23 protein-coding genes are annotated in these 23,070 nt (G+C 57.3%); 13 read left to right on the top strand and 10 right to left on the bottom strand.

Going from position 1 to position 23,070, the window contains the following annotated elements; genetic code table 11:
• Window positions 1-62: 62 nt before the first annotated feature.
• Together GV827_RS09375 and GV827_RS09370 are read right to left on the bottom strand one after the other, a co-directional pair.
• A complete protein-coding gene (locus GV827_RS09375) occupies window positions 63-494 on the bottom strand; it encodes a response regulator (RefSeq protein ID WP_235930295.1) in 432 nt (143 codons plus the stop codon).
• Window positions 491-1,651: a sensor histidine kinase gene (locus GV827_RS09370; protein WP_164353523.1), complete on the bottom strand. Its 1,161-nt coding sequence runs from the start codon at window positions 1,649-1,651 to the stop codon at window positions 491-493. The genes GV827_RS09375 and GV827_RS09370 overlap by 4 nt, the downstream gene beginning before the upstream one ends.
• 166 nt (window positions 1,652-1,817) lie before the next feature.
• Between GV827_RS09370 and GV827_RS09365 the strand changes: the two genes are divergently transcribed.
• The 4 genes from GV827_RS09365 (at window position 1,818) to GV827_RS09350 (ending at window position 6,449) form a co-directional block, all read left to right on the top strand.
• Window positions 1,818-2,687 carry an alpha/beta hydrolase gene (locus GV827_RS09365; protein WP_164353522.1) on the top strand — a complete coding sequence of 290 codons (870 nt, stop codon included), beginning with the start codon at window positions 1,818-1,820 and terminating at the stop codon, window positions 2,685-2,687.
• 115 nt (window positions 2,688-2,802) lie between these two features.
• Window positions 2,803-4,122, top strand: coding sequence for an aromatic ring-hydroxylating dioxygenase subunit alpha (locus GV827_RS09360; protein WP_164353521.1), 1,320 nt, complete (start codon window positions 2,803-2,805; stop codon window positions 4,120-4,122).
• A 32-nt stretch (window positions 4,123-4,154) separates the two neighbouring features.
• A complete protein-coding gene (locus tag GV827_RS09355; RefSeq protein ID WP_164353520.1) occupies window positions 4,155-5,606 on the top strand; it encodes a glutamine synthetase family protein in 1,452 nt (483 codons plus the stop codon).
• Window positions 5,607-5,681: 75 nt separating this feature from the next.
• On the top strand, window positions 5,682-6,449 hold the full coding sequence (locus GV827_RS09350) for an SDR family NAD(P)-dependent oxidoreductase (protein WP_164353519.1): 768 nt from the start codon (window positions 5,682-5,684) through the stop codon (window positions 6,447-6,449).
• A gap of 123 nt (window positions 6,450-6,572) precedes the next feature.
• Here GV827_RS09350 and GV827_RS09345 read toward each other — a convergent pair whose 3' ends face one another.
• The 8 genes from GV827_RS09345 to GV827_RS09310 all read right to left on the bottom strand — a co-directional run bounded on the left by GV827_RS09345 (window position 6,573) and on the right by GV827_RS09310 (window position 14,741).
• A complete protein-coding gene (locus GV827_RS09345) occupies window positions 6,573-6,962 on the bottom strand; it encodes a Na+/H+ antiporter subunit G (protein ID WP_164353518.1) in 390 nt (129 codons plus the stop codon).
• The gene (locus GV827_RS09340; protein ID WP_164353517.1) at window positions 6,959-7,246 is read right to left on the bottom strand and encodes a K+/H+ antiporter subunit F; all 288 of its coding nucleotides are present in this window, start codon (window positions 7,244-7,246) and stop codon (window positions 6,959-6,961) included. The genes GV827_RS09345 and GV827_RS09340 overlap by 4 nt, the downstream gene beginning before the upstream one ends.
• Window positions 7,243-7,743, bottom strand: a complete 501-nt coding sequence (locus GV827_RS09335) for a Na+/H+ antiporter subunit E (protein WP_164353516.1) — start codon at window positions 7,741-7,743, stop codon at window positions 7,243-7,245. Before GV827_RS09335 ends, GV827_RS09340 begins: the two co-directional genes overlap by 4 nt.
• Window position 7,744: 1 nt before the next feature.
• Window positions 7,745-9,295 carry a monovalent cation/H+ antiporter subunit D gene (locus GV827_RS09330; RefSeq protein WP_164353515.1) on the bottom strand — a complete coding sequence of 517 codons (1,551 nt, stop codon included), beginning with the start codon at window positions 9,293-9,295 and terminating at the stop codon, window positions 7,745-7,747.
• The gene (locus GV827_RS09325) at window positions 9,292-9,645 is read right to left on the bottom strand and encodes a Na+/H+ antiporter subunit C (RefSeq protein ID WP_164353557.1); all 354 of its coding nucleotides are present in this window, start codon (window positions 9,643-9,645) and stop codon (window positions 9,292-9,294) included. The genes GV827_RS09330 and GV827_RS09325 overlap by 4 nt, the downstream gene beginning before the upstream one ends.
• A 7-nt stretch (window positions 9,646-9,652) precedes the next feature.
• Entirely contained in the window at window positions 9,653-12,526 is a 2,874-nt protein-coding gene (locus GV827_RS09320; protein WP_164353514.1) for a monovalent cation/H+ antiporter subunit A, read from the bottom strand.
• Between the two features lie 258 nt (window positions 12,527-12,784).
• Complete coding sequence (locus GV827_RS09315; RefSeq protein WP_164353513.1) at window positions 12,785-13,381, bottom strand: hypothetical protein; 597 nt, start codon at window positions 13,379-13,381, stop codon at window positions 12,785-12,787.
• A gap of 256 nt (window positions 13,382-13,637) precedes the next feature.
• The gene (locus tag GV827_RS09310; RefSeq protein ID WP_164353512.1) at window positions 13,638-14,741 is read right to left on the bottom strand and encodes a Do family serine endopeptidase; all 1,104 of its coding nucleotides are present in this window, start codon (window positions 14,739-14,741) and stop codon (window positions 13,638-13,640) included.
• A gap of 152 nt (window positions 14,742-14,893) precedes the next feature.
• Between GV827_RS09310 and GV827_RS09305 the strand changes: the two genes are divergently transcribed.
• The 9 genes from GV827_RS09305 (at window position 14,894) to GV827_RS09265 (ending at window position 23,057) form a co-directional block, all read left to right on the top strand.
• On the top strand, window positions 14,894-15,565 hold the full coding sequence (locus GV827_RS09305) for a response regulator (RefSeq protein ID WP_164353511.1): 672 nt from the start codon (window positions 14,894-14,896) through the stop codon (window positions 15,563-15,565).
• Window positions 15,562-16,911, top strand: coding sequence for a sensor histidine kinase (locus tag GV827_RS09300; protein ID WP_164353510.1), 1,350 nt, complete (start codon window positions 15,562-15,564; stop codon window positions 16,909-16,911). The genes GV827_RS09305 and GV827_RS09300 overlap by 4 nt, the downstream gene beginning before the upstream one ends.
• Window positions 16,912-16,997: 86 nt before the next feature.
• Window positions 16,998-17,960 (top strand): NADPH:quinone oxidoreductase family protein, encoded by a 963-nt coding sequence (locus tag GV827_RS09295; protein ID WP_164353509.1) that lies wholly within the window; start codon window positions 16,998-17,000, stop codon window positions 17,958-17,960.
• Between the two features lie 69 nt (window positions 17,961-18,029).
• On the top strand, window positions 18,030-18,545 hold the full coding sequence (locus tag GV827_RS09290; protein ID WP_164353508.1) for a CoxG family protein: 516 nt from the start codon (window positions 18,030-18,032) through the stop codon (window positions 18,543-18,545).
• Window positions 18,546-18,604: 59 nt separating this feature from the next.
• The gene (locus GV827_RS09285; RefSeq protein WP_164353507.1) at window positions 18,605-19,549 is read left to right on the top strand and encodes an ABC transporter ATP-binding protein; all 945 of its coding nucleotides are present in this window, start codon (window positions 18,605-18,607) and stop codon (window positions 19,547-19,549) included.
• Window positions 19,546-20,307, top strand: a complete 762-nt coding sequence (locus GV827_RS09280; protein WP_164353506.1) for an ABC transporter permease — start codon at window positions 19,546-19,548, stop codon at window positions 20,305-20,307. The genes GV827_RS09285 and GV827_RS09280 overlap by 4 nt, the downstream gene beginning before the upstream one ends.
• Window positions 20,308-20,357: 50 nt before the next feature.
• Window positions 20,358-21,155, top strand: a complete 798-nt coding sequence (locus tag GV827_RS09275; RefSeq protein ID WP_164353505.1) for a S49 family peptidase — start codon at window positions 20,358-20,360, stop codon at window positions 21,153-21,155.
• 170 nt (window positions 21,156-21,325) lie between these two features.
• Window positions 21,326-22,267 carry a calcium/sodium antiporter gene (locus GV827_RS09270; RefSeq protein ID WP_204325817.1) on the top strand — a complete coding sequence of 314 codons (942 nt, stop codon included), beginning with the start codon at window positions 21,326-21,328 and terminating at the stop codon, window positions 22,265-22,267.
• Between the two features lie 10 nt (window positions 22,268-22,277).
• Entirely contained in the window at window positions 22,278-23,057 is a 780-nt protein-coding gene (locus GV827_RS09265; RefSeq protein ID WP_164353503.1) for an SDR family oxidoreductase, read from the top strand.
• The last annotated feature ends 13 nt before the right edge of the window (window positions 23,058-23,070 follow it).

Here is a 23,070-nt window from a genome sequence, read left to right as displayed (position 1 = left end):
TTCAAGTGCTAGCACGGGCCAAGAGGCTCAGGAACCACTTTGATGCACACCGTTGCCTGCACTTATTGGCCGAGCATGTTTGGCCCTTTGGCGCCAACAACGGCACCTAGGGCCTGCAACTGCCTTAAGGTAAGAGGTTTGCTCAGGAATTCGCGAACGACAGAGAAACTCATGGCACGTTCCTCATCTTTGGGGTTGAGCGATGTGGTCAGCATGACCACGATGGGGCAGAGTTCTGCACCAAGTTTTTCGGTCGCTGCCTCAAGAAATTCAAAGCCATCCATGCCCGGCATATTGATGTCGAGCAGGATAAGGTCTGGCCGCTGGTTATCTAGATCGGAAAGATATTCAAATGCCTTCACCGCATCCATGAATTGCAACAGATCGCGGACCAACCCGGATTTGATTGCGATCCGACGGTAAATCATCTGATCAATCTCGCTATCATCGATCAGCATAAGCGTGCCGATTGGATGGGTTTCCGTGTCTTTCATGCTTTGGGCAGCCTTATTGTGAATGCGGACCCCTGTGCAGGAGAGGAGACCAACGTGATGGTGCTGCCATGATTGGCGGCAATCCTGCGACATATGGCAAGGCCAAGCCCTGTTCCCGAATGTCCGGGCGCGGTGTTGAGCCGTTTGAATACTTTGAAGACTTGCTCGTGCTTGCTGGTCTCAATCCCAATCCCATTGTCGCGGACCGTGATATCGTAGTTTTTGAGGTCTTTTGTCATTGAGCAGGTGACTGATACCCTTGGAATGGTTTCGGGTTTATGAAATTTCATCGCATTTTCGATCAGCGCATGAAAATAGATCCGCAGTTGCGTGGCGTCTGCCGCGACCAAGGGCAGATCCGCAATATCTACGACGCCTCTTTGGTGCCGGATGATACCGTCAAGTTCTTCGGTCACCTGATTGAGCAGCGCATTCAGGGGGACTGTGGTTAGCACAAAATCCTGATTTATGACGCGGGTGTAATTCAGCACGTCGTCAACCAGGTTTCCCATATGGGCGACGGTGCCAAGGGCAAGTTGCGTCAGTTCGATGGCGTCTGGGTCAAGCGTATCGCGGTGCGTTTCAAGCAGTTCAGTCAGCAAGAGGTTCAGCGTGTTCGAGGGCGCTTTCATGTCATGCGACATGGCATATGAAAACGTGCGGAGTTCGTCATTGACGGTCCGTGCCTTGAGGTGTTCCGCGCGGGCACGTTCCTCTGCGGTTTTTTGCGCTGTGATGTCAGATGCGACGCCGATATGCCGCACAACCTGCCCTGATGTATCACGGTCAAATACTGTGTCGTGAGAGAGCAGCCAAACCCAATTGCCATCCTTGTGTCGTACGCGATATTCAACCTGCAACACTTCGCCATCCTGCGCATTCGACAGGGCTGCAAAATGCGCGCCGACCCGCGCCAGATCATCGGGATGACAGAGGGTTGGCATCAATTCCGCACCCATCTCCTGAACGTCTTGCGCACTAAAGCCCAGAGATTCGCCCAATGAGCGGTTCGAGTATTCATTCGATTGCGTGGTTTGATTAAAGATGTAGATAATGCTGGGGACGATGTCCGTGACCTTTTTCAGGAACGGGGCTGCATCCCAGTGGGAAAGGCCGACAACAGCCACGTCTTTCAAAATGACTGCGTTGCTGGCCATCCCGTCCTCCTGATCGCTTTGAAACACTAGAATTGTGGTGTTAACGAAGGGTAAACGACCGCCAATCAAAGGTTATCAATGCCGGGCTCGCAAGGCTTGGCCTTGCTGAGATCGGTCGGTAGACATCCAAAAGGTGGCCCATCGGCACGACACAAAGAGGCACGCAATGCATCCGAGGTTTACGGCCAGTATGTCACTGGCACAGGAAGAGCTGGATTTTCAGCTTTCGCCCAGCCGATCGGCAAAAGATGCCGCCGGAGATTTGGCCCGTATGGTGGCGCGGACCGAAAGTGTGCGAGCCGATCCTGCAATCACGTCAAGGATCGATATTGCATACGGTACGCGGCCCCGTCAGCGGCTTGACCTTTACCATCCTGCATCAGCTCAAAATTCGGTTCTGCCTTGTTTGGTCTTCATCCATGGCGGGTTCTGGCAGGAAGGGGACAAAAGCGTTTCGGGATTTGCGGCCAAAACCTTTTGTGACCTGGGCTGGGCATATGTGTCGATCGGGTACACGCTGACGCCAGACATCAGCCTTACCGCGCTGACCGAAGAAATCTATCAGGCGCTTGCCTGTCTGAACACCCACGCGTCGGGATGGGGCATTGATCCGCAGCGGATCGTGCTGGCGGGGCATTCAGCTGGCGGTCATCTTGCGGCCTGCGTGCTGGCCGATGTGCTGGACCGTGGCATTGGAGACCGGCTTGCCGGTACCGTACTGATCAGCGGGGTCTTTGAGCTGGCACCGATCGCCAAATCCTATGTGAACGACATGGCAGGTATCGACGCGCGAGAGATGCAGATTCTTTCCCCTCTTCGACACGTTCCAGCGTCCGACATCCCTGTGCATGTGCTGATTGGCGCAGAAGAGCCGGAGGCATTTCACCTGCAATCCGACGTATTGAGGGACGTCTGGGCCCCGCACCTGTCGCAATTGACATCTCATGTTGCACCGGGTCGAGACCACTTTGACGTGTTGGAGGAATTGAACAACGCCACGTCGCCTACAATGCGGGCCATCAATGCCATGGTCTGAACTCTACCTGTGATGGCAAAGCGGACAAGAATGATTGATTTCAATGCCGTACCTGCGCAGGATGCGGGACGAGCCGTGATCGATAGCTTCGGGTGCTGAGCGAGGAAGGGCCAACATGATCAGTCAGGAACTTAACGACACCATCACGCGCACCGGGCCGGGTACGGACGCGGGCGCGGTCATGCGACGCTATTGGCAACCTGCTGCCCTGTCGGATGAGCTGGCGACCAACCGTCCGGTCGTGCCGGTCACCCTACTGGGAGAAAAGCTGGTGCTGTTTCGTGACAATGACGGCAACCTTGGTCTGATTGACCGGCATTGTCCGCATCGCGGCGCGGATCTGTGCCTTGGCCGGTTGGACGACAATGGTTTGCGGTGTCCGTTTCATGGCTGGCATTTTGATCGTACCGGCCAATGCGTCGAACAACCCGGAGAACCTGAAGGCAGCCGGATGCATGAAAGCATCCGCAACACCTCCTACCCGGTGGTGGAAAAAAACGGCATCATCTTTGCCTATATGGGGCCGGACGATCCGCCGCCGTTTCCGAACTTTGATTGCTTTCGGGCCCCTGATACCCATGTCTTCGCGTTCAAGGGGCTGTGGGAATGCAACTGGTTGCAGGCATTGGAGGTCGGCATAGACCCCGCGCATGCATCCTTTTTGCACAGGTTCCTCAAGGACGAAGACCCCGCCGACAGCTATGGCAAGCAGTTCCGGGATGCGGCGGCTGATACCAATATCCCGATGACCCGGCTCTTGCGTGAATACACCCGCCCCGAGATCACGGTTGAGGAAACCGACTACGGCTTGCGCCTGATTGCGCTGCGCCATCTGGAGAATGGCCAGACGCATATCCGGATCACCAACCAGATTTTCCCCGAAGCGATCTCGATCCCGATGAGCCGGGAGATGATCATCACCCAGTGGCATGTGCCGATCGACGATGAGCATTGCTATTGGTATTCGATGTTCACAAGCTTTACCGATCCGGTCGACAAGGAAAAGATGCGTGCCCAGCGGCTCAAGGAGCACCGCCTGCCGGACTATGCGCCGCTGAAAAACAAACGTAATAACTATGGTTTTGACCCGGATGAACAGGCGACCGAGACCTATACGGGCATGGGTATGGACATCAACGTGCACGACCAATGGGCGGTGGAAAGCCCCGGTCCGATCTTTGACCGCACGCGCGAGCATCTTGGCAAGACCGATGTCGGCATCATCAAGTACCGCCGGATGCTGCGCGCGGCAATTGCGGCATTGAAGGACGGTAAGGAGGATGCGCTGCCAATGCGAAACGGGACCGACCCCGCCACGCTGTTTGGCCCGATTTCGAATGACACGATCGGGGACAAGGAAAAATGGCGCGAGGTATCGGCCCAAAGCGACGCAGAGCGCCGGGCGGCCTGCAAAGGCTGGGACGCCACGGTTTGACGGTGATTTTCATAAGTAGCCAGAGACGCTAGATGAGCGGCGTCAGGGATCAGATAGCAAACGGCGCACTTGCCCGTGCGGGCTTGTTGACCGAGGCCACCATAGATCGTTGCGCTGCATTGCTGTCAGAGGTGTCGGACAAGCTTGAGACAGTCCGCGTTCTGTTTACCGATCAGCACGGTATCCTACGCGGAAAGACCATTGTTGCCAGCGCCTTGCCCGCGCTTCTTGCGGATGGCATGGCGGCTCCTTCGACGCTGCTCCTTAAGGACACCTCGCACCGCACCGTCTTTCCGGTCTGGTCAGCACAAGGAGACGTGGCAGGCGACCTGCGCGGTGCAGGGGATATTCTGATGGTGCCCGACCCGGAAACATTTCGGGTGCTGCCCTGGTCGCGGCATTCGGCGTGGGTCCTGTGCGATCTGGCGTTCAGCGATGGTAAGGCGATGCCGCTCTCGACCCGTGGCATTTTGCGCAAGGAAACAGACAGGTTGAACGCGCAGGGCATGGCGCTCAATGTGGGTCTGGAGGTCGAATTTCACGTCTTTCGCATAGCCGACCCGAGGCTGGATCACGCCGGGGCGACGATGCCGGGCCAGCCGGTCCAGACCGAGAACATCGCCCAAGGCTATCAGTTCCTGACCGAACGGTATTACGATGCGATGGAACCGGTGATGGATGAATTGCGCCTTACATGTCAGGGACTTGGTTTGCCGATCCGGTCGATGGAAGTCGAGATGGGACCAAGCCAGATCGAATTTACCTTCGACCCCGCTGATCCGATGACACATGCGGACAACATGGTGATGTTGCGCACGGCGGTCAAAGAGGTCTGCGCACGGCAGGGGTTGCACGCGACGTTCATGTGCAAGCCGAACCTTGAAAACGTGGCGGCCAGTGGCTGGCATCTGCATCAATCCCTGATCGACACCAAGACGGGTGAGAACCTGTTTTTGCCGCAGGATGATGCGCTTTCTCCTGCGTGCAGCGCGTGGATCGCCGGGTTGCTTTGCCATGCGGCCGAAAGCTGTCTGCTCAGCACGCCGACCGTCAACGGCTACAAGCGCTACCTCCCCCATCAGTTGGCACCGAACAAAATCGTCTGGGGACGCGACAATCGCGGGGCGATGATCCGTGCCTTGACGGCGCCCGGTAATCCGTCAAGCCGCATCGAGAACCGCGTCGCTGAGCCGACCGCAAATCCCTATCTGTTTTTCGCAAGCCAGATCATCGCGGGACTTAATGGTTTGACGCGGAATTTGCAGGCTCCCGCTTCCGTGGAAGACCCCTATGACGGGACGGCGGAACCGCTGCCGCAAAGCCTGCTTGCCGCTGTCGATGCGTTTGCGGGGTCAACGCTTTATCGCGCCGCGCTGGGCGAAGATTTTGTCGATTACCTTTGCAAGATGCGTCGCGCGGAGTGGGACAGATACCATCTGACTGTCTCTGAGTGGGAGCAGCAGGAATACTTTGGCATCTACTGACAGCGGGCGAACCCTTGCGCGAAGCGTTCCTTTCAGTGTCTAAACGCGCTCAGGAAATGAACAGGAGTTCGATTAATGGAGATGTGGTCAGGAAGCGTGGCGATCGTCACGGGAGGAGCGTCCGGACTGGGGGCGGCGACAGCAGAGGCGCTTGCGAAGGCGGGCCTTAAGGTTGCGGTTTTTGATCTGAATGCAGAGGCAGGCGAGGCAATAGCCGCAGAGCTTGGTGGCAGCTTTCACAGCGTTGACGTTTCAGACGCTGCCAGCGTCAAGGCGGCGATGGATGCGGTTGTGGACGGTATGGGTGTGCCCCGTGTTCTGGTTAATTGCGCGGGGATCGGGCCTGCATCCAAGACGGTCTCGCGCGGGGAGCCACATGATCCCGGCATGTTCAGCAAGGTGATCGGCATCAACCTGATCGGGTCGTTCATCTGTGCGTCCGAGGCGGCAGCGCGCATGGTCGCGGCAGAGCCCATGGCGCCCGATGGGGCACGCGGCGTGATCGTGAACACAGCATCGGTCGCTGCCTACGAGGGGCAGGTCGGGCAGGTGGCCTATGCCGCATCAAAGGGGGGCATTGTCGGGATGACCTTGCCCATGGCCCGCGACCTTGCCGACAAGGGGGTCAGGGTCTGTACCATTGCACCGGGCCTGTTTCTGACTCCGCTCCTGGAGGGGTTGCCACAGGATGTGCAGGATTCGCTGGGCAAGCAGGTGCCGTTCCCATCCCGTCTGGGTCATCCGGCCGAGTATGGAAAGCTTGTCTGCCACATCGTGGACAATCCGATGCTGAATGGCGAGGTGATCCGTCTGGACGGGGCCATCCGCATGGCACCGCGCTGAGGAAGCGTGAAAAGAAAGGCCACGCGCTTGTGAAAAGCGCGTAGCCAGAGCTACAGAAATTATGGTGTGTCCGTGGGCCGCAGGATGTGGCGGCCCCTGTGCAGATGGTCTGCTTCTGCGAGGTCAGACTTTTTCCGGTTCGGCCAGTTCCCGATCAGCTTCAGGTACGTTCAACGTCGACCATGTATCATCTTTCGGTGGCGGCGGCGGTGCATCGCAGGACCGACGGTGGATGTTCACCTTGGCAATGAAGTTGGCCGAGATGGGGGCCGTGACAAAAAGAAACGCCATGATCAGCAGTTCATGCATCGACCCGTCGGCAAAGACATGGGCGTGTATCATCGAGGCCAGCAAAAGCGCCCCGATTCCGATGGTTCCCACCTTGGTCGGTGCGTGCAGGCGTGTCATTGAATCGTTGAATTTCAGCAGGCCAATGGTGCCAATCAGGGCGAACGCGGCCCCGATCAACAGGCAGATCGCTACGGCATATGTGCCAATCACCTCGATACTCATTCGATGATATCCCCCCGCAGAATGAACCGCGCATAGGCCACGGTCGAAACGAACCCCAGCATGGCGATGATCAGCGTGACCTCGAAATAGATGCGGCTGCCTTGCGCGATACCCAACAGCACGATCAGGCCAATCGCGTTCACGACCATCGTATCAAGTGCCAGAATTCGGTCGCCGACAGAGGGGCCGATCACAAGCCGGACCATCGACAGCACCTGCGCGAGTGCCACGGCGATAAAGGCCAGGATGATGGCAATGTTCATGAAGTCTGTCGCGACGGTCATGCGAAAATCTCCTTCAGGCGGCGCTCGTATCGCTCTTTGATCCCGTCCCTGTCAGCGTCGGGGTCATCGGTGTGCAACACGTGCACAAGCAGGCTGTGCCCTTCGTCCGACAGGTCAGCCGAAACCGTACCGGGGGTCAGGGTGATGGTACCAGCGAGGATCGTGATCGCTTCGGGCTGTACCAGATCAAGCGGGATGACGATCCATGCGGGCCGCAGTTTCGAATTGGGTTTGGTCAGCACAATCCAGGCTACCTGAATGTTGGCGACCATGATGTCCCAGATCACGATCAGCGCGTAGCTGAGGAATTTTATGACAGAAACCCCACCCGGCCGCTCCGGCCACCACACAGCGGTGACCTTGGTGATGATGACGCCCAAGATCAGACCAAATACCGCCATCCCGGCAGAGAAGTCATTTTGCAGCAGGATCCAGACCACTGTCAGCAGCACTGTCAAAAGCGGATGCGGGAAAAGCCAATTGAAGGCACGTGTCATGTCAGTGCTCCTCCTTGTCTTCGGTCGGTTTGCTGAGCTTGCCCGGTGTTTCGAGTACTGTGCTGATGTAAGGGTCCGGGGCGAACAGCGACGCTGAGGTGGCTTCAACATACCGGTAAACGGGCCCGGCAAAAACGGTATGCGCGACCAGAAGTGCAATAAGGCCACCAACCGCAACGTAAGACAGCGTGGAGGGTGCCGGTGCCACGACTGCGCCTACTTCGGCTTCGACACTCTTGGCTTTCCAGAACAGAACGGATCCTGCGCGCGCAAAACCGACCACGCTCACGAGGCTGGAACAAAGGATCACGGCCCAGACCCAGACTGCAGCATCACTTTTCAAACCCGCGTCAAGGATCAAAAGCTTACCGACGAACCCCGAGAGGGGCGGCAGGCCGGTCATGGCAATCGCCGCGACAAAGAACAGGGCCGATGTCAGTGCTGCGCCTGATACCGGAGGCATCGCGACGAGGTTCAAATTGTCGCGACCTGCCCGGACCAAATCGGCAATCAGGAACAGGGCTGCTGCCGCGAGGGTCGAGTGGATGATGTAGTACAATGCGGCCGAAATGCCTGCCGGAGTGAACAGTGAAATGGCCACCATCACCATGCCCATCGACCCGATGACCGAGAAAGCGACCAGTCGGTCCAGTTTCTTGGCAGCCAGCACGCCGACCATCCCTATGCCCAGCGAGATCAACGCTGCGGGCATCAACCATGTGCTGTGAAGTCCCGCAGTAACATCCAGTTCCGGTGGAAAGATCATCGTGTAGACACGGATGATCGCGTAGGCACCGACTTTTGTCATGATCGCAAACAGGGCCGCAACGGGGGCAGGTGCCTCTGCATAGCTGGACGGAAGCCAGAAATGCAGTGGCACAAGGGCCGCCTTGATTGCGAAAACCAACAGCAAAAGGGCCGCTGCCATACGGATGCCGACCGTATCGGCCGGGTCAATCAGCGCGACCCTCTCGGCCAGATCAGCTATGTTCAACGTGCCGGTCTGTGCATAAAGCGCACCCAGTGCGAACAGAAACAGGGTTGACCCGATCAAGTTGAACAGAACGTATTGCACGCCTGCGCGTAATCGGACATCGCCGCCTGAATGTATCATCAGACCGTAGGATGCGATCAGGAGAACTTCAAAGAAAACAAAGAGGTTGAAAAGGTCTCCGGTCAGAAACGCCCCGAGGATACCCATCAACTGGAACTGGAAAAGAGCGTGGAAATGTCGTCCGCGGTCATCCCAACCAGAGCCAATGGCGTAGAGCAGGACAAACAGCGCAAGTATAGAGGTCAGCAGGACCATCATCGTGCTCAGCCTGTCCCCTACAACCACAATGCCAAAGGGCGCGGCCCAATCGCCAAGTTGGTAAACCGTGACAGTCCCGTCCGCGGCCTGCCATGCAAGCCCCGCCGCAATGGCGATCAGGCCAACAACACCTGCAACCGAGAAGACCCGCTGGATGCCGATGTGATAGCGTGCGGCCAGGACGATGAACGGCGCCAGAAGGGCAGGCAGGATGACGGGGGCAATGATCCAGTGTGTCATGCCTGATCCTCCACCTGATCATCAGCGGTCGCGATGGGGTCATCTATACTGTCGTCATTTGCCCCAAGATAGGCCCCCAACGCGATCATTACGACGACGGCGGTCATACCAAATGAGATCACGATGGCTGTCAGCACAAGCGCCTGCGGCAGCGGATCGGTATAGACCGTCGCGTCTGTCAGAATGGGTGGTGCCCCCACTGAAAGCCGCCCGGATGCGAAGAGAAAGACGTTTACTGCATAGGTCAGTAGCGAGATACCCAAAATGACCGGGAAAGTGCGTAGCCGCAGTGTCAGGTACACACCCGCCGCTGTCAGAATACCAATGGCCGATGCAACAAGAAGCTCCAGTCCCATATCACACGCCCTCCGTCTTGGGGCTGGTCGGATCAGCCGGATCTCGGGAGGGGTCGATATCCATGGGGTGTTCGCTGTCTTTGACATGGGCGCGTCGCGCAAGCCGCGAGAAGCTCTCAAGCGACAGCATCACAGCCCCGACCACGGCAAGGAAAACGCCAAGATCAAAGAGCGCCGCCGTGGCAAGCTCGAACTTTTCGAAGGGTGGGATGCGGACGTAAGTGAAATCCGAAGTCAGGAACGGCTTGTTCACAAACCAAGACCCGATCCCGGTCAGCCCTGCAATGAGCACACCCGCTCCGATGATGCCATGATAGGGATACCGCAGCCGGGCGCTTGTCCATGCAAAGCCGCTTGCCATGTACTGCATGACCACTCCGATGGAAACGATAAGACCCGCGATAAAACCGCCGCCAGGCTCGTTATGGCCACGCAGGAAGATGTAGAAACCGACCAATAGAACGACAGGCATGATCACGCGTGTCAGGACGACCATCATCATCGGGTGCATGTCACCCGCGCGCGGTTGATCAGGCTTTCGGTTCAGCAGCCGTGCCCGCACGGGGCCGTTCAGCAGGGTTTCGGTCAGCGCGTAGATCAGCAACGCTGCGATCCCCAGCACGATGATTTCGCCAAAGGTGTCAAAGCCACGGAAGTCGACGAGGATCACGTTCACCACGTTCGTGCCACCACCACCCTTGTAAGAGTTGGCCAAATGAAATTCCGAGATCGGTGTCGTCACGGCCTCACGCAGCAAGAAGTAATAGGCCATTACAAAGGTCGCACCACCGGCGGCAAGGGCGACGGCGACATCGCGCACACGCCGCAACACCGAGCTTTGGATTGGCGTACGGTTCGGCAAGAAGTTGAGCGCCAAAAGCAGCAAAATAATTGTGACCACCTCGACTGTGATCTGTGTCATGGCAAGGTCCGGTGCGCTGAAGAAAACAAAGCCGATGGAAACCATCAGACCGACGATCCCGATCAGGATCAGCGACAGCAAACGGTTGCGGTGCAGGAACACCAACCCGCAAGTCGCCGCGACCAGCATTATCCAACCGGCGATTTCTACCGCCCCCGCAGGCTGTGGGCTGCGCGTCGGTGCACCGATAGTTCCTGTGCTCCAGGCGTGATAGCCAGCGGCGGTGATCGTTACGGCTGCAATCGCGGCATAGCGAGAGAAGGCGCCGTTGTGCAGACCGTGGATCAGGCCTCGCGAGAGGGAAACGGAGGCGGCGATGATTGCCTCAAAGATGGTTTTGGCTTCGGGCCTTGGCGCGGCATCCCAAACCCTGAGCAGGGGCTTGAAAAGCGTGAGCACGATCAAACCGCCGACAACTGCGGCGATGGACATGTAAAGCGCGGGCACCAGACCATGCCAGATCTTGAAGTACGCCTTCGGCACTTCGGCGGCTTCACCCAGCACAGCGGCCGTGACCAGTTTCACGAAAGGTTCTGCAAGGAAAGGTGCGCAGCCGATCATGACAACCAAAACGACCAGCAGCGCTGGAGGGCCCCACATGCCGAAACCGGGATCGTGCGGCGTGGCAGGGTAGTCGTCGCGCACCTTGCCGAGGAAGGTGTGGCCGATCAGGCGGAAGCAATACGCAGCAGAGAAAAGTGATCCGATAACCGCGAGCGTGGGCACCAGCCAAGGAGTGTCGAAAAGGATCGTATGGTTGGCCTCCTCCAGCATCATTTCCTTTGAGAGGAAGCCGTTGAGAAACGGAATGCCGGCCATTGACAGGGCTGCCAAAGTGGCAATGACAAAGGTAATCGGCATCAAATGCCGCAGCCCACCAAGGCGACGGATGTCTCTGGTATGCGCCTCGTGATCCACAATGCCAGCGGACATAAAGAGCGCTGCCTTGAATGTTGCGTGGTTCAGGATGTGAAAGACGGCAGCCATCGCGCCAAAGGCAGTCCCGGTGCCCAAGAGCATCGTGATCAGACCCAGATGGCTGACAGTTGAGAAGGCCAGCAGCGCCTTGAGATCGTGTTTGAAGAGCGCGATTACCGCGCCCAGCACCATCGTGATCAGCCCCGCTGACGTGACGATTACGAACCATTCAGGCGTGCCAGACAGCACCGGCCAGAGGCGTGCCATCAGGAAAATGCCAGCCTTCACCATGGTTGCAGAGTGCAGGTAGGCGGACACCGGCGTTGGCGCTGCCATGGCGTGTGGCAGCCAGAAATGAAACGGGAATTGTGCTGATTTGGTAAAACAGCCCAGCAAAATCAGCAAAAGCGCGGGCAGGTAAAGCGGGCTTTCCTGAATCAGCTCGCGGTTCTGTAAAATCACGCTCAGGTCATAGCTGCCCGCGATATTGCCAAGGATCAGCATGCCACCGATCAGGGCCAGACCGCCCATGCCGGTCACGGCAAGCGCCATCCGCGCACCTTGTCTGCCCGCCGGCAAGTGTTTCCAATACCCGATCAAAAGGAACGATGAGAGAGAGGTAAGTTCCCAGAAAACAAGCAATAGCAGGATGTTATCAGACAGGACGATCCCGACCATTGCCCCCTGAAACAGCAGCAAGTAGGTAAAGAATTCACCCATGTTGTCATCACGCGACAGGTAGAAACGCGCGTAGGTTATGATGAGCAGGCCGATACCAAGAATCAGCAGGGCAAAGAAAAACCCAAGACCGTCCAGCATCAGGTTCACGTTCAGCCCCAGTGACGGCAACCAATTTACCCCGGTCATGACAACCTCACCGGCCAGCACGGCAGGCAAGTTCGTCAGCAAGCCGATGAAGGCGGCCAAAGAAACGGTAAATGTGACACCCGCACAGGCCTGTCGGCCTGCATTGTTCATCAGACCGGGCAGCAAAGCGCCTAAAAAGGGCAAGGCGACGACAAGGAAGAGGGACACGCGAACTCCTGATCAAAGGCCTGAAAGGTTCGGACATATCTGTGCTAAATGACGGGGTTTCTCAAGGGAAACCGGACGGGATTGTTATAATTATTGTGTGAACCGGCTGTTTTAGCTGTCCGGGACTACCGGTTGCGGTCGGGACGCACGTCCACACTTGGCTGGCGTCTTATGACAAAGCATCCCAAAGGCATCGGTGTTTGAACCCTGCCATTCGTCACTTTTGGTATGTCAGGACTTTGAACCCAGCCGGAACGATCAGTCCGGTTTGTGAGTGTTGGACACAAGGCAAAGCGCTGTGAAAAGCAGTGCGAACAGGATTGATGTCTGCAACGAGATCCCGATCAGAAATCCCAGCCCAAACTCTCCCGTCGTGCCGGACAGGTTAAGAAGGGCAATCATGATCGCGCTGGAAAGACCAAAAATGCTGATGGCTTCGACGATGAATATTGACCCTGCAATAAGCCGGTTCAGCGCAAAAACTGCCAAAATGAAACCAAATTCCGTTGCCGGTGCCATACCCTCAGTGCCTGCTAATTGCGTGACAAAAAGCTCGGCAGGTCTGTACCATCCATAAAGCTGCCCAAGAGCTGTCATGCAAATGATTACAAGGACGATCCCGGTCAGTATGTGCGCCAGTTTCGAAAGGCCGACCCCGGTCGCGATCACGGCTGTTCCGGTCACCAAAAAACCTGCTGCCGTTGCTGGGACCATCGCAGACTGAGTGGCTGGATGGCGAATCAACAGTTCAACATTCAGACCCCAACCCAATGCCAGTGCGAGCAGTGCATAGATTGAGGTACCCAGTGCCAGAAAGGCAGCAAGCGGTGAGATCGTCTGAGCATTCTGGAACACTTTGAGTATTTCCTTATCGAAATTGCTGACGAGTCTTTTGGTAGTGGACTCTGTCTACTACAGGGCCACTGCCATTTCCAGCTTCTCCTCCGGAAATTCCCGAAGCATCTCAAAATGCTTTTGTTTGATCTTGCCCGCGTACGCAGGGCGGACAGAGAGAAAAAGTGGTGCCCTTGCACGAAAAAGCCCCGCACAAGGAATGTGCGGGGCCAGTGAGCGCGGCCTTAAAGAGGGGGACAGGCTGCGCGCAGATCGGTTACGCCTCTTGTGGTTTCAGCGTTCCCACGGTCACGTCCAGCACGACTTCTTTGCCTTTTCGCAGAACAGTGATAACTGCGCTGTCTTCAGGTTTTGTGGTCGCAACGGCGCGGGTCAGATCGCGCAGTTCCTTCACCTCGACTTCGCCAAAGGACAGGATGATGTCACCTTCTTTCAGACCGGCCTTTTCCGCCGGACTATCGTCACTTACCGCTTCAATGACGGCACCCTTGGGCGCGTCGTAGCCAAGCACGGAGGCTACTTCCTCTGTCATCGGGCGAATGTTCACACCCAGCCAGCCACGTGCCAACTGACCATCATCGGCCAGATCGGCCACGACCGTCTGAACCAGATCTGACGGCACCGCAAAGCCAATTCCAACAGAACCGCCGCCGGGTGAGATAATGGCCGTATTCACGCCGATCACGTCGCCCTCGTTGTTAAAGAGCGGTCCGCCGGAGTTGCCCCGGTTGATTGCCGCATCAGTCTGGATGAAATCGTCAAACGGACCCGAACGGATATCGCGGGAAAGGGCGGATACGATACCGGATGTTACTGTCCCGCCAAGCCCGAAGGGGTTGCCAACTGCAACCACCTCATCGCCGACGCGCAGATCCTGTGACGCGCCAAACTCGACAGTTGGAAATGTCTCGTCCGCGTCCAGCTTTAGCAGCGCGATATCGGTCATTGGGTCGCTGCCAACAACTTCGGCGTCATAGCTGCGGCCATCTGCAAGCTTGACCTTCACGCTTTCCGCGCCAGCAACGACATGGTGGTTTGTCACGATCTGGCCATCTTCAGAAATGATAAAACCGGAGCCAATGCCCTGGCTTGGCGCGCGCTGACCTGGCCCCCGATCGCCAAAGAATTCGCGCAGCTGTGGTGGGATATTCTGGGGCAGGTCCGTCGATGCCAGCTGCGCTTTGCCGGTGACTTCGATAAAGACCACCGCGGGCGAGACTTCCTCGACCAGATCAGCATAGCCGCCCGCTGGCACCGCCAACGCGGCCGATGGGGCAAGCGTGAGCGCCGACGCGGACAGCATGGCCGCCGTCAGTGCCGCCGTCGCCGTGCGGGAGGTAAGGGGAAGGAGTGAACGCATGTTATGCCTCTTTCAGGAATTTCGTTACCATGCCCATATGGCGGGCCTGCCTTACAAAGCGCTGGGGTGCGGTATACAAATTTGTAACGAGGGGTCCTGATCGCATCCGGTGTCTTATATAGGTGGCGAGACATAACTGCCGACGGATCAAGATGAAGCTGCTGATTGTAGAAGACGACGCCACGACCGGGGCCTATATCGCGCGAGGATTGCGCGAGGAGGGACATGTGGTGGACTTGTTCGATGATGGGAAGTCCGGGCTGATTGCCGCCACGTCGACCAGCTATGACGTGATGATTTTAGACCGGATGTTGCCCGGGGTGGATGGGTTGACCGTGCTCAAGACACTTCGGGGCGCAGGTATTAAGACGCCGGTTTTGTTGCTCACCGCGCTGGGCGACGTGGATGACCGGATCGAAGGCCTGCATGCCGGAGCGGATGATTATCTGGCCAAACCTTTCGTGTTCGGCGAATTGTCGGCGCGTGTCAGTGCCCTGGCGCGGCGGCCGCAAGCCATTGAAAACGAAACGGTGCTGAAAACCGGCGATTTGGAAATGAACCTGATCACACGCAAGGTGACGCGCAGCGGCGTTGAGCTTGACCTGTTGCCGAGAGAATTTGCGCTGCTGGAACATCTCTTGCGGCGCAAGGGACGTGTTCAAACGCGGACCATGCTGTTGGAAAGCGTGTGGGACATCGGGTTTGACCCCGGTACGAACGTCGTCGAGACCCACATCAGCCGCCTCAGGGCGAAGGTGGATAAACCCTTTGATCGTGAACTGATCGAGACTGTCCGTGGTGCGGGCTACAGGATTGCCGCGTGAAGGATCGGATCCGGCAGCTTTGGCGGTCCATGCCGATCCGGCTGGCCATCCTTTTGGTGGCTCTTTTTGCTGTCGTTTCGCTGCTCAGCCTCGCAGCGAGCTATGCGGTGACACAATCCTCCTTCGAACAAACCATTCGCGCTGATCTGCGTCAGGACTTGGCGGGGTTTCGTGCCGCGCCAAACGCACGCGCTGTCGCATTGCTGGTCGATGCGGAATCTCGTGAGGCTGATCCGAACCGATTGATCCTCAGCTATATCGGACCGGATGGGCGCATCTACGGCAACGGTGCAATTGCGCAGGACGATGAAGGTTTCCATATCTTTTCACTGAACCCTGAGCGGGCCCAGTTTTCAGGCGACTACCTGTCCCTGACAGATACGCTTTACGGTGGTCTGATCACGGTGGCCCGCAGCCGGGCCGAGATCGTCGCATTGCGGGATGTGTTCGTGAACATTCTGCTGATCAGCCTGCTTCCCACGGTTCTTATCGCTCTTTCCGGGGGGTTAATCCTCGCGCGTCGTTCAAAGAGGCATGTGGAAGTTGTCAGCTCGGCGCTGGACCGCATGACCAGCGGTGACTTGGGCGCGCGCGTCACGATCGGGCCGCGCTGGTCTGACGATCTCGTTCGCATCGGCGGCAAGCTCAACCAGATGGCAGGCGCTCAGGAAGCGCAGATGAAGGCGCTCAAGGGCGTCTCGTCAGACATCGCGCATGATCTGAAAACACCCCTTCAGCGTGTTGCGGTCTATCTTGAAGAGCTTGAAGCGAAGGTTGATGAGGACGGAGAGGTCGCCGCTCTGGTCAGCAAGACGCAAGACGAAGTGAACGATATGACACGTGTCTTTCAGTCCTTGCTGCAACTGGCGCAGGTCGAGGCAGGATCGCCCAGAAACCGATTTGAAAAGGTGGATCTGGCACAGGTCTGCCGCACCGTGGTTGAGGTTTTTGAACCAAGTGCTGTGGCCAGCCATCATCACCTTACCCTGACAGCAGACCTTGAAGAGGCATTTATCAAGGGGGACCGTGCGCTTTTGGGGCAGATGCTGTCGAATCTGATCGAAAATGCCCTGCGCCACACGCCCGATGGCAGCCATGTTTCGGTGCAACTGACAGCGCAGGACGGTCAGCTCAAGCTGATCGTTGCAGATAATGGTCCGGGCATCCCGGCAGACGAAAAGGACAAGGTTGTGCAGCGGCTCTATCGTCTGGACCGCAGCAGGCATACGCCCGGACACGGGCTTGGCCTCAGCCTGGTCGAGGCGGTCGCCGGGTTGCATGGTGCGACGGTAGAACTTGCCGACAATGCACCAGGCTTGCGCGTTGAGTTGAGTTTCCCGCGATAGGCACCGCAATTTCTGTCACGCGCGGCCTTGTTTTCCCAGCCGACATGGGGGCATCTGGCGCCCAACATCACGAGAGGATCCAATCCATGCGCGCCATGCAAGTTACCGCCTACGACGCTCCGCTCAGCATGCAGGAGCTTGAAATGCCCATCTCCGCCGCCGGAGAAGTGCTGGTCAAGATCGACACCTGCGGGATGAATTTTGCCGATACGCTGATGATCAAGGGTACCTATCAGGAAAAACCCCCGCTGCCCTTCGCCGTGGGCATGGAGGTTTGCGGAACGGTGAAAGCGGTGGGCGAAGGTGTCTCCGATTTGCAAAGCGGTCAGCGGGTGGCGGCTTATGTAGGCTCGGGTGGACTGGCGGAATACGCGGCAATACCTGCCAAGGCATGTGTTCCGATCCCGGATGAAATGAGCGCGGTAGATGCGGCAGCATTCCTGATCGCCTACGGCACCAGCCATGTCGCACTTGACTACAAGGCGAAGATGCAACCCGGAGAACGTCTGTTGGTGCTGGGCGCATCGGGGGGCGTCGGTTTGACGGCGGTCGAATTGGGCAAGGTCATGGGCGCCGAGGTTATCGCCTGTGCACGGGGCAGAGAAAAGCTTGAGGTCTGCCGCGCCGCAGGAGCCGATCACCTGATCGATTCCGAAACGGATGACATCCGGGAGATCGTCAAGGGGCTGGGTGGCGCGGATGTCGTCTATGACCCGGTGGGCGGTGATCAGTTCAAGGCGGCGATGCGGGCCTGCAATTCTGAAGCGCGGCTTTTGCCGCTGGGATTTGCTTCCGGTGATGTGCCGCAGATCCCTGCGAATATCCTATTGGTCAAGAACCTGACCGTCATGGGCCTTTACTGGGGCGGATACGCCAAGATCAGACCCTCGGTACTGACTGACAGCTTCAAAACTTTGATCGACTGGTATGTTGCGGGCAAAATCAAACCGCATGTCAGCAATGTTGTGCCACTCGATCAGGCAAACGATGCGCTTGATCTTTTGCGCACGCGCAAAGCGACCGGAAAAGTCGTTGTGCGGGTGTCCTGAGTGCAGGCCTTGCCGCTGGGGCAGTCTCCGCGTTAACTAGGCCACCACGTCATTCAAGGAGCGCCCCTCATGCAAATGTCCGACACCCGCCAGATTTCTGTTCCTCCGTCCGAAGTATACGCGGCTTTGCTGGACCCGGAGATGCTCAAGAAATGCGTACCCGGTGCGCAAGAGGTCACTGGATCGGTCGAAGAGGGCTACGAAGCGACGGTTGTCCAAAAGGTCGGGCCGGTGAAGGCGACCTTCAAGGGAGAGGTGACGATCTCTGATCTGGTACCTGACACATCGCTCAAGATTGACGGATCGGGCAAGGGCGGAGCTGCCGGTTTTGCCAAAGGCGGGGCCGAGGTCCGACTGGTTGAAAAAGATGGCGGTACCGAACTGAGCTACGATGTGGAGGCAAAGGTCGGTGGCAAGCTCGCGCAACTTGGCAGCCGGATCATTGACGGCTTTGCCAAGAAAATGGCGGACCAGTTTTTTCAAAACCTGCAAGACGCTCTTGAAGGTCCATCCGACGGAGAGATGGAAGAAGTGACAGAAGAAGCGCCCGCAAAAAAGGGCTGGTTCGGACGGTCAAAGGGCTGAAACGGCCTGTTACTTTGTCGCAGATGGTCTAGGTTGCCCGTCAAATAAGGGCAAAGACCATGCAAAACATCGTAGAAATCCGGGACCTCAAGAAATCCTACAAAGGCGGTTTCGAGGCGCTTAAGGGTGTCGATCTAGATATCCGTGAGGGCGAAATCCTCGCTTTGCTTGGACCGAATGGTGCAGGCAAAACTACTTTGATCTCAACTATTTGCGGGATCACTACTTCGACATCTGGGTCCGTGACCGTCGGTGGGCATGACATTGTGAATGACTACCGCGCCGCCCGGTCGATGATTGGGCTTGTCCCGCAAGAGATCAATCTTGAACCCTTTGAGCGCGTGATCAACACGGTGCGTTTCTCACGCGGACTTTTTGGCAAGCGCGGCGATGACGCGGCGATTGAGAAAGTGCTCAAGCAGCTTTCGCTTTGGGACAAGAAGGACAGCCAGATCAGGGAGCTGTCCGGCGGAATGAAGCGTCGCGTCCTGATTGCGAAAGCGCTGTCGCATGACCCACGGGTTTTGTTTCTGGATGAACCCACCGCTGGTGTGGATGTGGAGTTGCGCAAGGACATGTGGGACGTTGTTGCAGGCCTCAAAGCTGACGGTGTGACAATCATCCTGACGACCCATTACATCGAGGAGGCTGAAGCGATTGCCGACCGTGTGGGCGTGATCGCCAAGGGTGAATTGATGCTGGTCGAAGAAAAGAACACGCTGATGGCCCGCATGGGGCAGAAGGAGCTGGAGGTTCAACTGACTGAACCGATCAGTGAAGTGCCCATGCTGTTGCAGTCCGATGCCCTGCGTCTGTCTGACGATGGCAGTGCATTGATCTACACCTATGACACGCGGGCTGAACGGACGGGCATCACAAAACTGCTGAGCGATGTCGCCAAGGAAGGGCTCGTGTTGCGTGACGTGGTCACGCGACAATCCAGCCTTGAAGAGATTTTCGTCAACCTCGTGAATAACGGCGACAACGCGGAGGATGCGGCATGAACTGGACCGCCATCCGCTCCATCTTTGTCTTCGAGATGTTTCGCTTTTTCCGCACCATTGCGCAAAGCTTTCTGGCGCCGGTCATCTCCACCTCGCTTTACTTCGTCGTCTTTGGCGCTGCCATTGGCAGCCGTATCGAAGAGGTCGAAGGGGTTAGCTATGGCGCATTCATCGTGCCGGGGCTGATCATGCTGACGGTCATCACTCAATCGATCTCCAATGCGTCCTTCGGGATCTATTTCCCCAAGTTCATCGGCACCTTCTTTGAGCTTCTGGCCGCGCCGATCAGCTTTCTTGAGATCGTCATTGGCTATGTCGGTGCAGCCGCGACAAAGGCGCTGATCATAGGGATCATCATTCTGATCACCGCGTTCTTTTTTGTTGATTTTACCATTGCCCATCCTCTGGCGATGGTCGCCTTCCTCATCCTCACCGCGATCAGTTTTGCGCTCTTTGGCTTTATTCTCGGTATCTGGGCCGGGAACTTTGAGCAATTGCAGATCGTGCCCTTGCTGATTGTGACGCCGCTCGTCTTTCTGGGGGGGTCGTTCTACTCAATCTCCATGCTGCCGCCGATCTGGCAGACGATTTCGATGTTCAACCCTGTGGTCTATCTGATCTCCGGCTTTCGCTGGGCATTCTTTGACACGGCGGACGTGCCCATCCTGACCAGCCTGCTGGCCATCGGGTTGTTCACGGGGATCTGCCTGGCTGTGATCTGGTGGATTTTCCGCACCGGTTGGCGCATCCGGGAATAAAGCTTGGCTTTGCCTTGTTTGCACCCGATGCGCACTCTACATGGGAACACATGAAAAACTGGCTGCCTTTCCTCAAATCTGACCCGACCGTTGCCGTTATCCGCCTTGCCGGCATGATCGGCGGTCAGGGACGTGCAACGTTGAATGACGCGACCCTTGGGCCGATCATTGAAAAAGCCTTCTCGCGGGGCAAGCCCGATGCTGTTGCGCTTGAGATCAATTCGCCCGGTGGCAGCCCGGTGCAGTCGTCGCTGATTGCGGCGCGCATCCGCAGGTTGGCCAAGGAAAAAGATGTACCTGTCATCGCCTTTGTCGAAGACGTGGCGGCCTCGGGGGGGTATTGGCTGGCTGTAGCGGCGGATGAGATTTTCGCTGATGCCTCGTCGGTGGTTGGCTCTATCGGGGTGATATCCGCATCTTTTGGGCTGGATGAGTTTATCAAGAACCATGGCGTGGAGCGGCGTGTTTACACAGCAGGCAAATCCAAAAGCATGCTGGACCCTTTCCGCCCTGAAAACCCCGAAGATGTGGCGCGGCTGAAAACGCTGCTGGAAGACATCCACGTCAATTTCAAGGATCATATCCGCGGCCACCGTCCCGGTAAGCTGCCCGAAGACCAAGACCTGTTCACCGGTGAGGTATGGCTGGGCAAGAAGGCGGTAGAACTGGGATTGATCGACGGCATCGGTCACCTGCGCCCGATGATGAAAGAGCGTTTCGGCGATAAAGTCCGCTTCCGCGAATACAACACCAAGAAGGGACTGCTGTCCCGGCTGGGTGCGCAGATGGTTCAAGATGCCGTGCAGGGCATTGAAGAACGTGCAGCTTTTGCCCGGTTCGGTCTCTGACGCATGGTTGCAAAGATTGTCCTCCTTTTTCTGGTTTTCATGGGTCTGCTTGCGTGGTTCGGCAAGATGCACTGGCTTGGCTCAAAACGCCTGACCCAGACCAAATGCAACGCTTGCGGACGGTACCGTATCGGCAAAGGTCCCTGCACCTGCGGAGGTAAAGGGTAATGCTGATGCCATGGCTTCTGTCGGGGCTTGGACTGGTCATTCTGCTGCTGGCGGGCGACGCGCTGGTCAAGGGCGCAGTGAACCTTTCCCTACGCCTTGGTGTGCCTGCATTGATCGTCAGTCTGACAATTGTGGCCTTTGGAACCTCTGCACCAGAGTTGCTGATCTCTATCAAGGCTGTGTTGGACAATGCGCCGGGCATTGCGCTTGGGAACGTGGTTGGCTCAAACACAGCGAATATCCTTCTGGTGCTGGGCATTCCGGCGCTGCTGGCGACGATGCACACGTCGGAGTGTGAGACCAGAAAGACCTTCAATTTCATGATTGCCGCGTCGGTGCTGTTCATCGCACTGGCGTTCAGGGGTGTGTTTGATTGGATTGCGGGGCTCGTTCTGCTGGGCGGTCTGGCATACGTCCTTGGTGACGCTTTTCGCGACGCACACAACCATCGCAAAGCGGATCAGGGCGAAGAAGAACCTGAAGGCGCAGACCCGGATATGCCGAAATGGCAGATCGCGGTGTTTCTGGTGCTGGGCCTTATTGGTCTGCCGCTTGGGGCCAGCCTTTTGGTTGATAACGCAACGATTATTGCACAGGCCTATGGTGTCAGTGACACGGTGATCGGCCTGACACTGGTGGCCATCGGCACGTCGTTGCCGGAACTTGCTACGACGGTGATGGCGGCGTTGCGCCGTCAGGCGGATGTGGCGTTGGGGAATGTGATCGGTTCGAACATGTTCAACCTGTTGGCCATTATCGGCATTGCCAGCCTTGTCGGCCCGATTGGTGTCGATCCAGAATTTCTTCGCTTTGACCTTTGGGTCATGCTGGGTGCGTCTTTGCTGCTGATCCCCTTCGTCTTTTTGAAAATGGATATCACGCGGCTCTGGGGGATTATCCTGAGCGCACTATATGCCCTCTATCTATTCGTGGTCCTGATCTAGGAGGCATGCCATGCAACGGGCACTTGTAACAGGCGCAGGTCAGCGCCTTGGCGCAGCAATGGCGCTGTACCTTGCGGATCGCGGTTTTGACGTCGCGGTGCACTACGCCAGTTCTGCGCAGGGCGCCGAAGACGTTGTCGCACAGATCAAGGCCAAGGGACGCAATGCCGTAGCGTTGCAGGCAGACCTTCTAGACGATGCACAAACGCAGGCGCTGTTCAAAAGCGCGGCTGAAGGATTGGGTGGGCCAATCTATTGCATGATCAATAACGCGTCGATCTTTGAATATGACAATGTTCAGACGGCCACGCGGGAAAGTTGGGACAGGCACATGGTCAGCAATCTGCGCGCGCCGTTCGTGTTGACGCAGGCCATGGCAGCGCAGGACCTGGTCGCAGATCAGGATGCAGCGGGCGAGCCAGTCGCCTCCGGTCTGATCGTCAACATGATAGATCAAAGGGTGCGCAAGCTGACACCTGAATTCATGACATATACGCTGGCCAAGATGGGGCTTTGGGCGATGACCCAGACGACGGCCCAAGCACTTGCGCCGACCATACGGGTCAACGCCATTGGACCGGGTCCGACATTACAGGGTAGTCGCCAAAGCGCCGCGCATTTTGCTGATCAGCGGGCCAGCACGGTCTTGGGCCGTGGGGCGAACACCGGTGATATTACTGCGGCACTCGGCTACTTCCTTGATGCTCCGGGCGTCACAGGTCAGCTTTTGTGCGTAGACGGGGGACAACACCTTGGGTGGCAAACTCCGGATGTCCTTGGAGTAGAATGAAGGTTGACACATC

Origin of the sequence: Sulfitobacter sediminilitoris (assembly GCF_010667575.1) — a bacterium.
Classification (GTDB): domain Bacteria; phylum Pseudomonadota; class Alphaproteobacteria; order Rhodobacterales; family Rhodobacteraceae; genus Sulfitobacter; species Sulfitobacter sediminilitoris.
The sequence above is the reverse complement of the archived record's forward strand: the minus strand, read 5'-3'. Positions and strand labels throughout refer to the sequence as shown.

Coding starts and splice junctions, on each gene's coding strand:
- GV827_RS09290 (WP_164353508.1), top strand. CDS start 18,030: ATGCAAATGTCCGACACCCGCCAGATTTCTGTTCCTCCGTCCGAAGTA.
- GV827_RS09280 (WP_164353506.1), top strand. CDS start 19,546: ATGAACTGGACCGCCATCCGCTCCATCTTTGTCTTCGAGATGTTTCGC.
- GV827_RS09355 (WP_164353520.1), top strand. CDS start 4,155: ATGAGCGGCGTCAGGGATCAGATAGCAAACGGCGCACTTGCCCGTGCG.
- GV827_RS09335 (WP_164353516.1), bottom strand. CDS start 7,743: ATGACACGTGCCTTCAATTGGCTTTTCCCGCATCCGCTTTTGACAGTG.
- GV827_RS09375 (WP_235930295.1), bottom strand. CDS start 494: ATGAAAGACACGGAAACCCATCCAATCGGCACGCTTATGCTGATCGAT.
- GV827_RS09345 (WP_164353518.1), bottom strand. CDS start 6,962: ATGAGTATCGAGGTGATTGGCACATATGCCGTAGCGATCTGCCTGTTG.
- GV827_RS09365 (WP_164353522.1), top strand. CDS start 1,818: ATGCATCCGAGGTTTACGGCCAGTATGTCACTGGCACAGGAAGAGCTG.
- GV827_RS09265 (WP_164353503.1), top strand. CDS start 22,278: ATGCAACGGGCACTTGTAACAGGCGCAGGTCAGCGCCTTGGCGCAGCA.
- GV827_RS09305 (WP_164353511.1), top strand. CDS start 14,894: ATGAAGCTGCTGATTGTAGAAGACGACGCCACGACCGGGGCCTATATC.
- GV827_RS09340 (WP_164353517.1), bottom strand. CDS start 7,246: ATGACCGTCGCGACAGACTTCATGAACATTGCCATCATCCTGGCCTTT.
- GV827_RS09370 (WP_164353523.1), bottom strand. CDS start 1,651: ATGGCCAGCAACGCAGTCATTTTGAAAGACGTGGCTGTTGTCGGCCTT.
- GV827_RS09285 (WP_164353507.1), top strand. CDS start 18,605: ATGCAAAACATCGTAGAAATCCGGGACCTCAAGAAATCCTACAAAGGC.
- GV827_RS09330 (WP_164353515.1), bottom strand. CDS start 9,295: ATGACACACTGGATCATTGCCCCCGTCATCCTGCCTGCCCTTCTGGCG.
- GV827_RS09295 (WP_164353509.1), top strand. CDS start 16,998: ATGCGCGCCATGCAAGTTACCGCCTACGACGCTCCGCTCAGCATGCAG.
- GV827_RS09275 (WP_164353505.1), top strand. CDS start 20,358: ATGAAAAACTGGCTGCCTTTCCTCAAATCTGACCCGACCGTTGCCGTT.
- GV827_RS09310 (WP_164353512.1), bottom strand. CDS start 14,741: ATGCGTTCACTCCTTCCCCTTACCTCCCGCACGGCGACGGCGGCACTG.
- GV827_RS09350 (WP_164353519.1), top strand. CDS start 5,682: ATGGAGATGTGGTCAGGAAGCGTGGCGATCGTCACGGGAGGAGCGTCC.
- GV827_RS09360 (WP_164353521.1), top strand. CDS start 2,803: ATGATCAGTCAGGAACTTAACGACACCATCACGCGCACCGGGCCGGGT.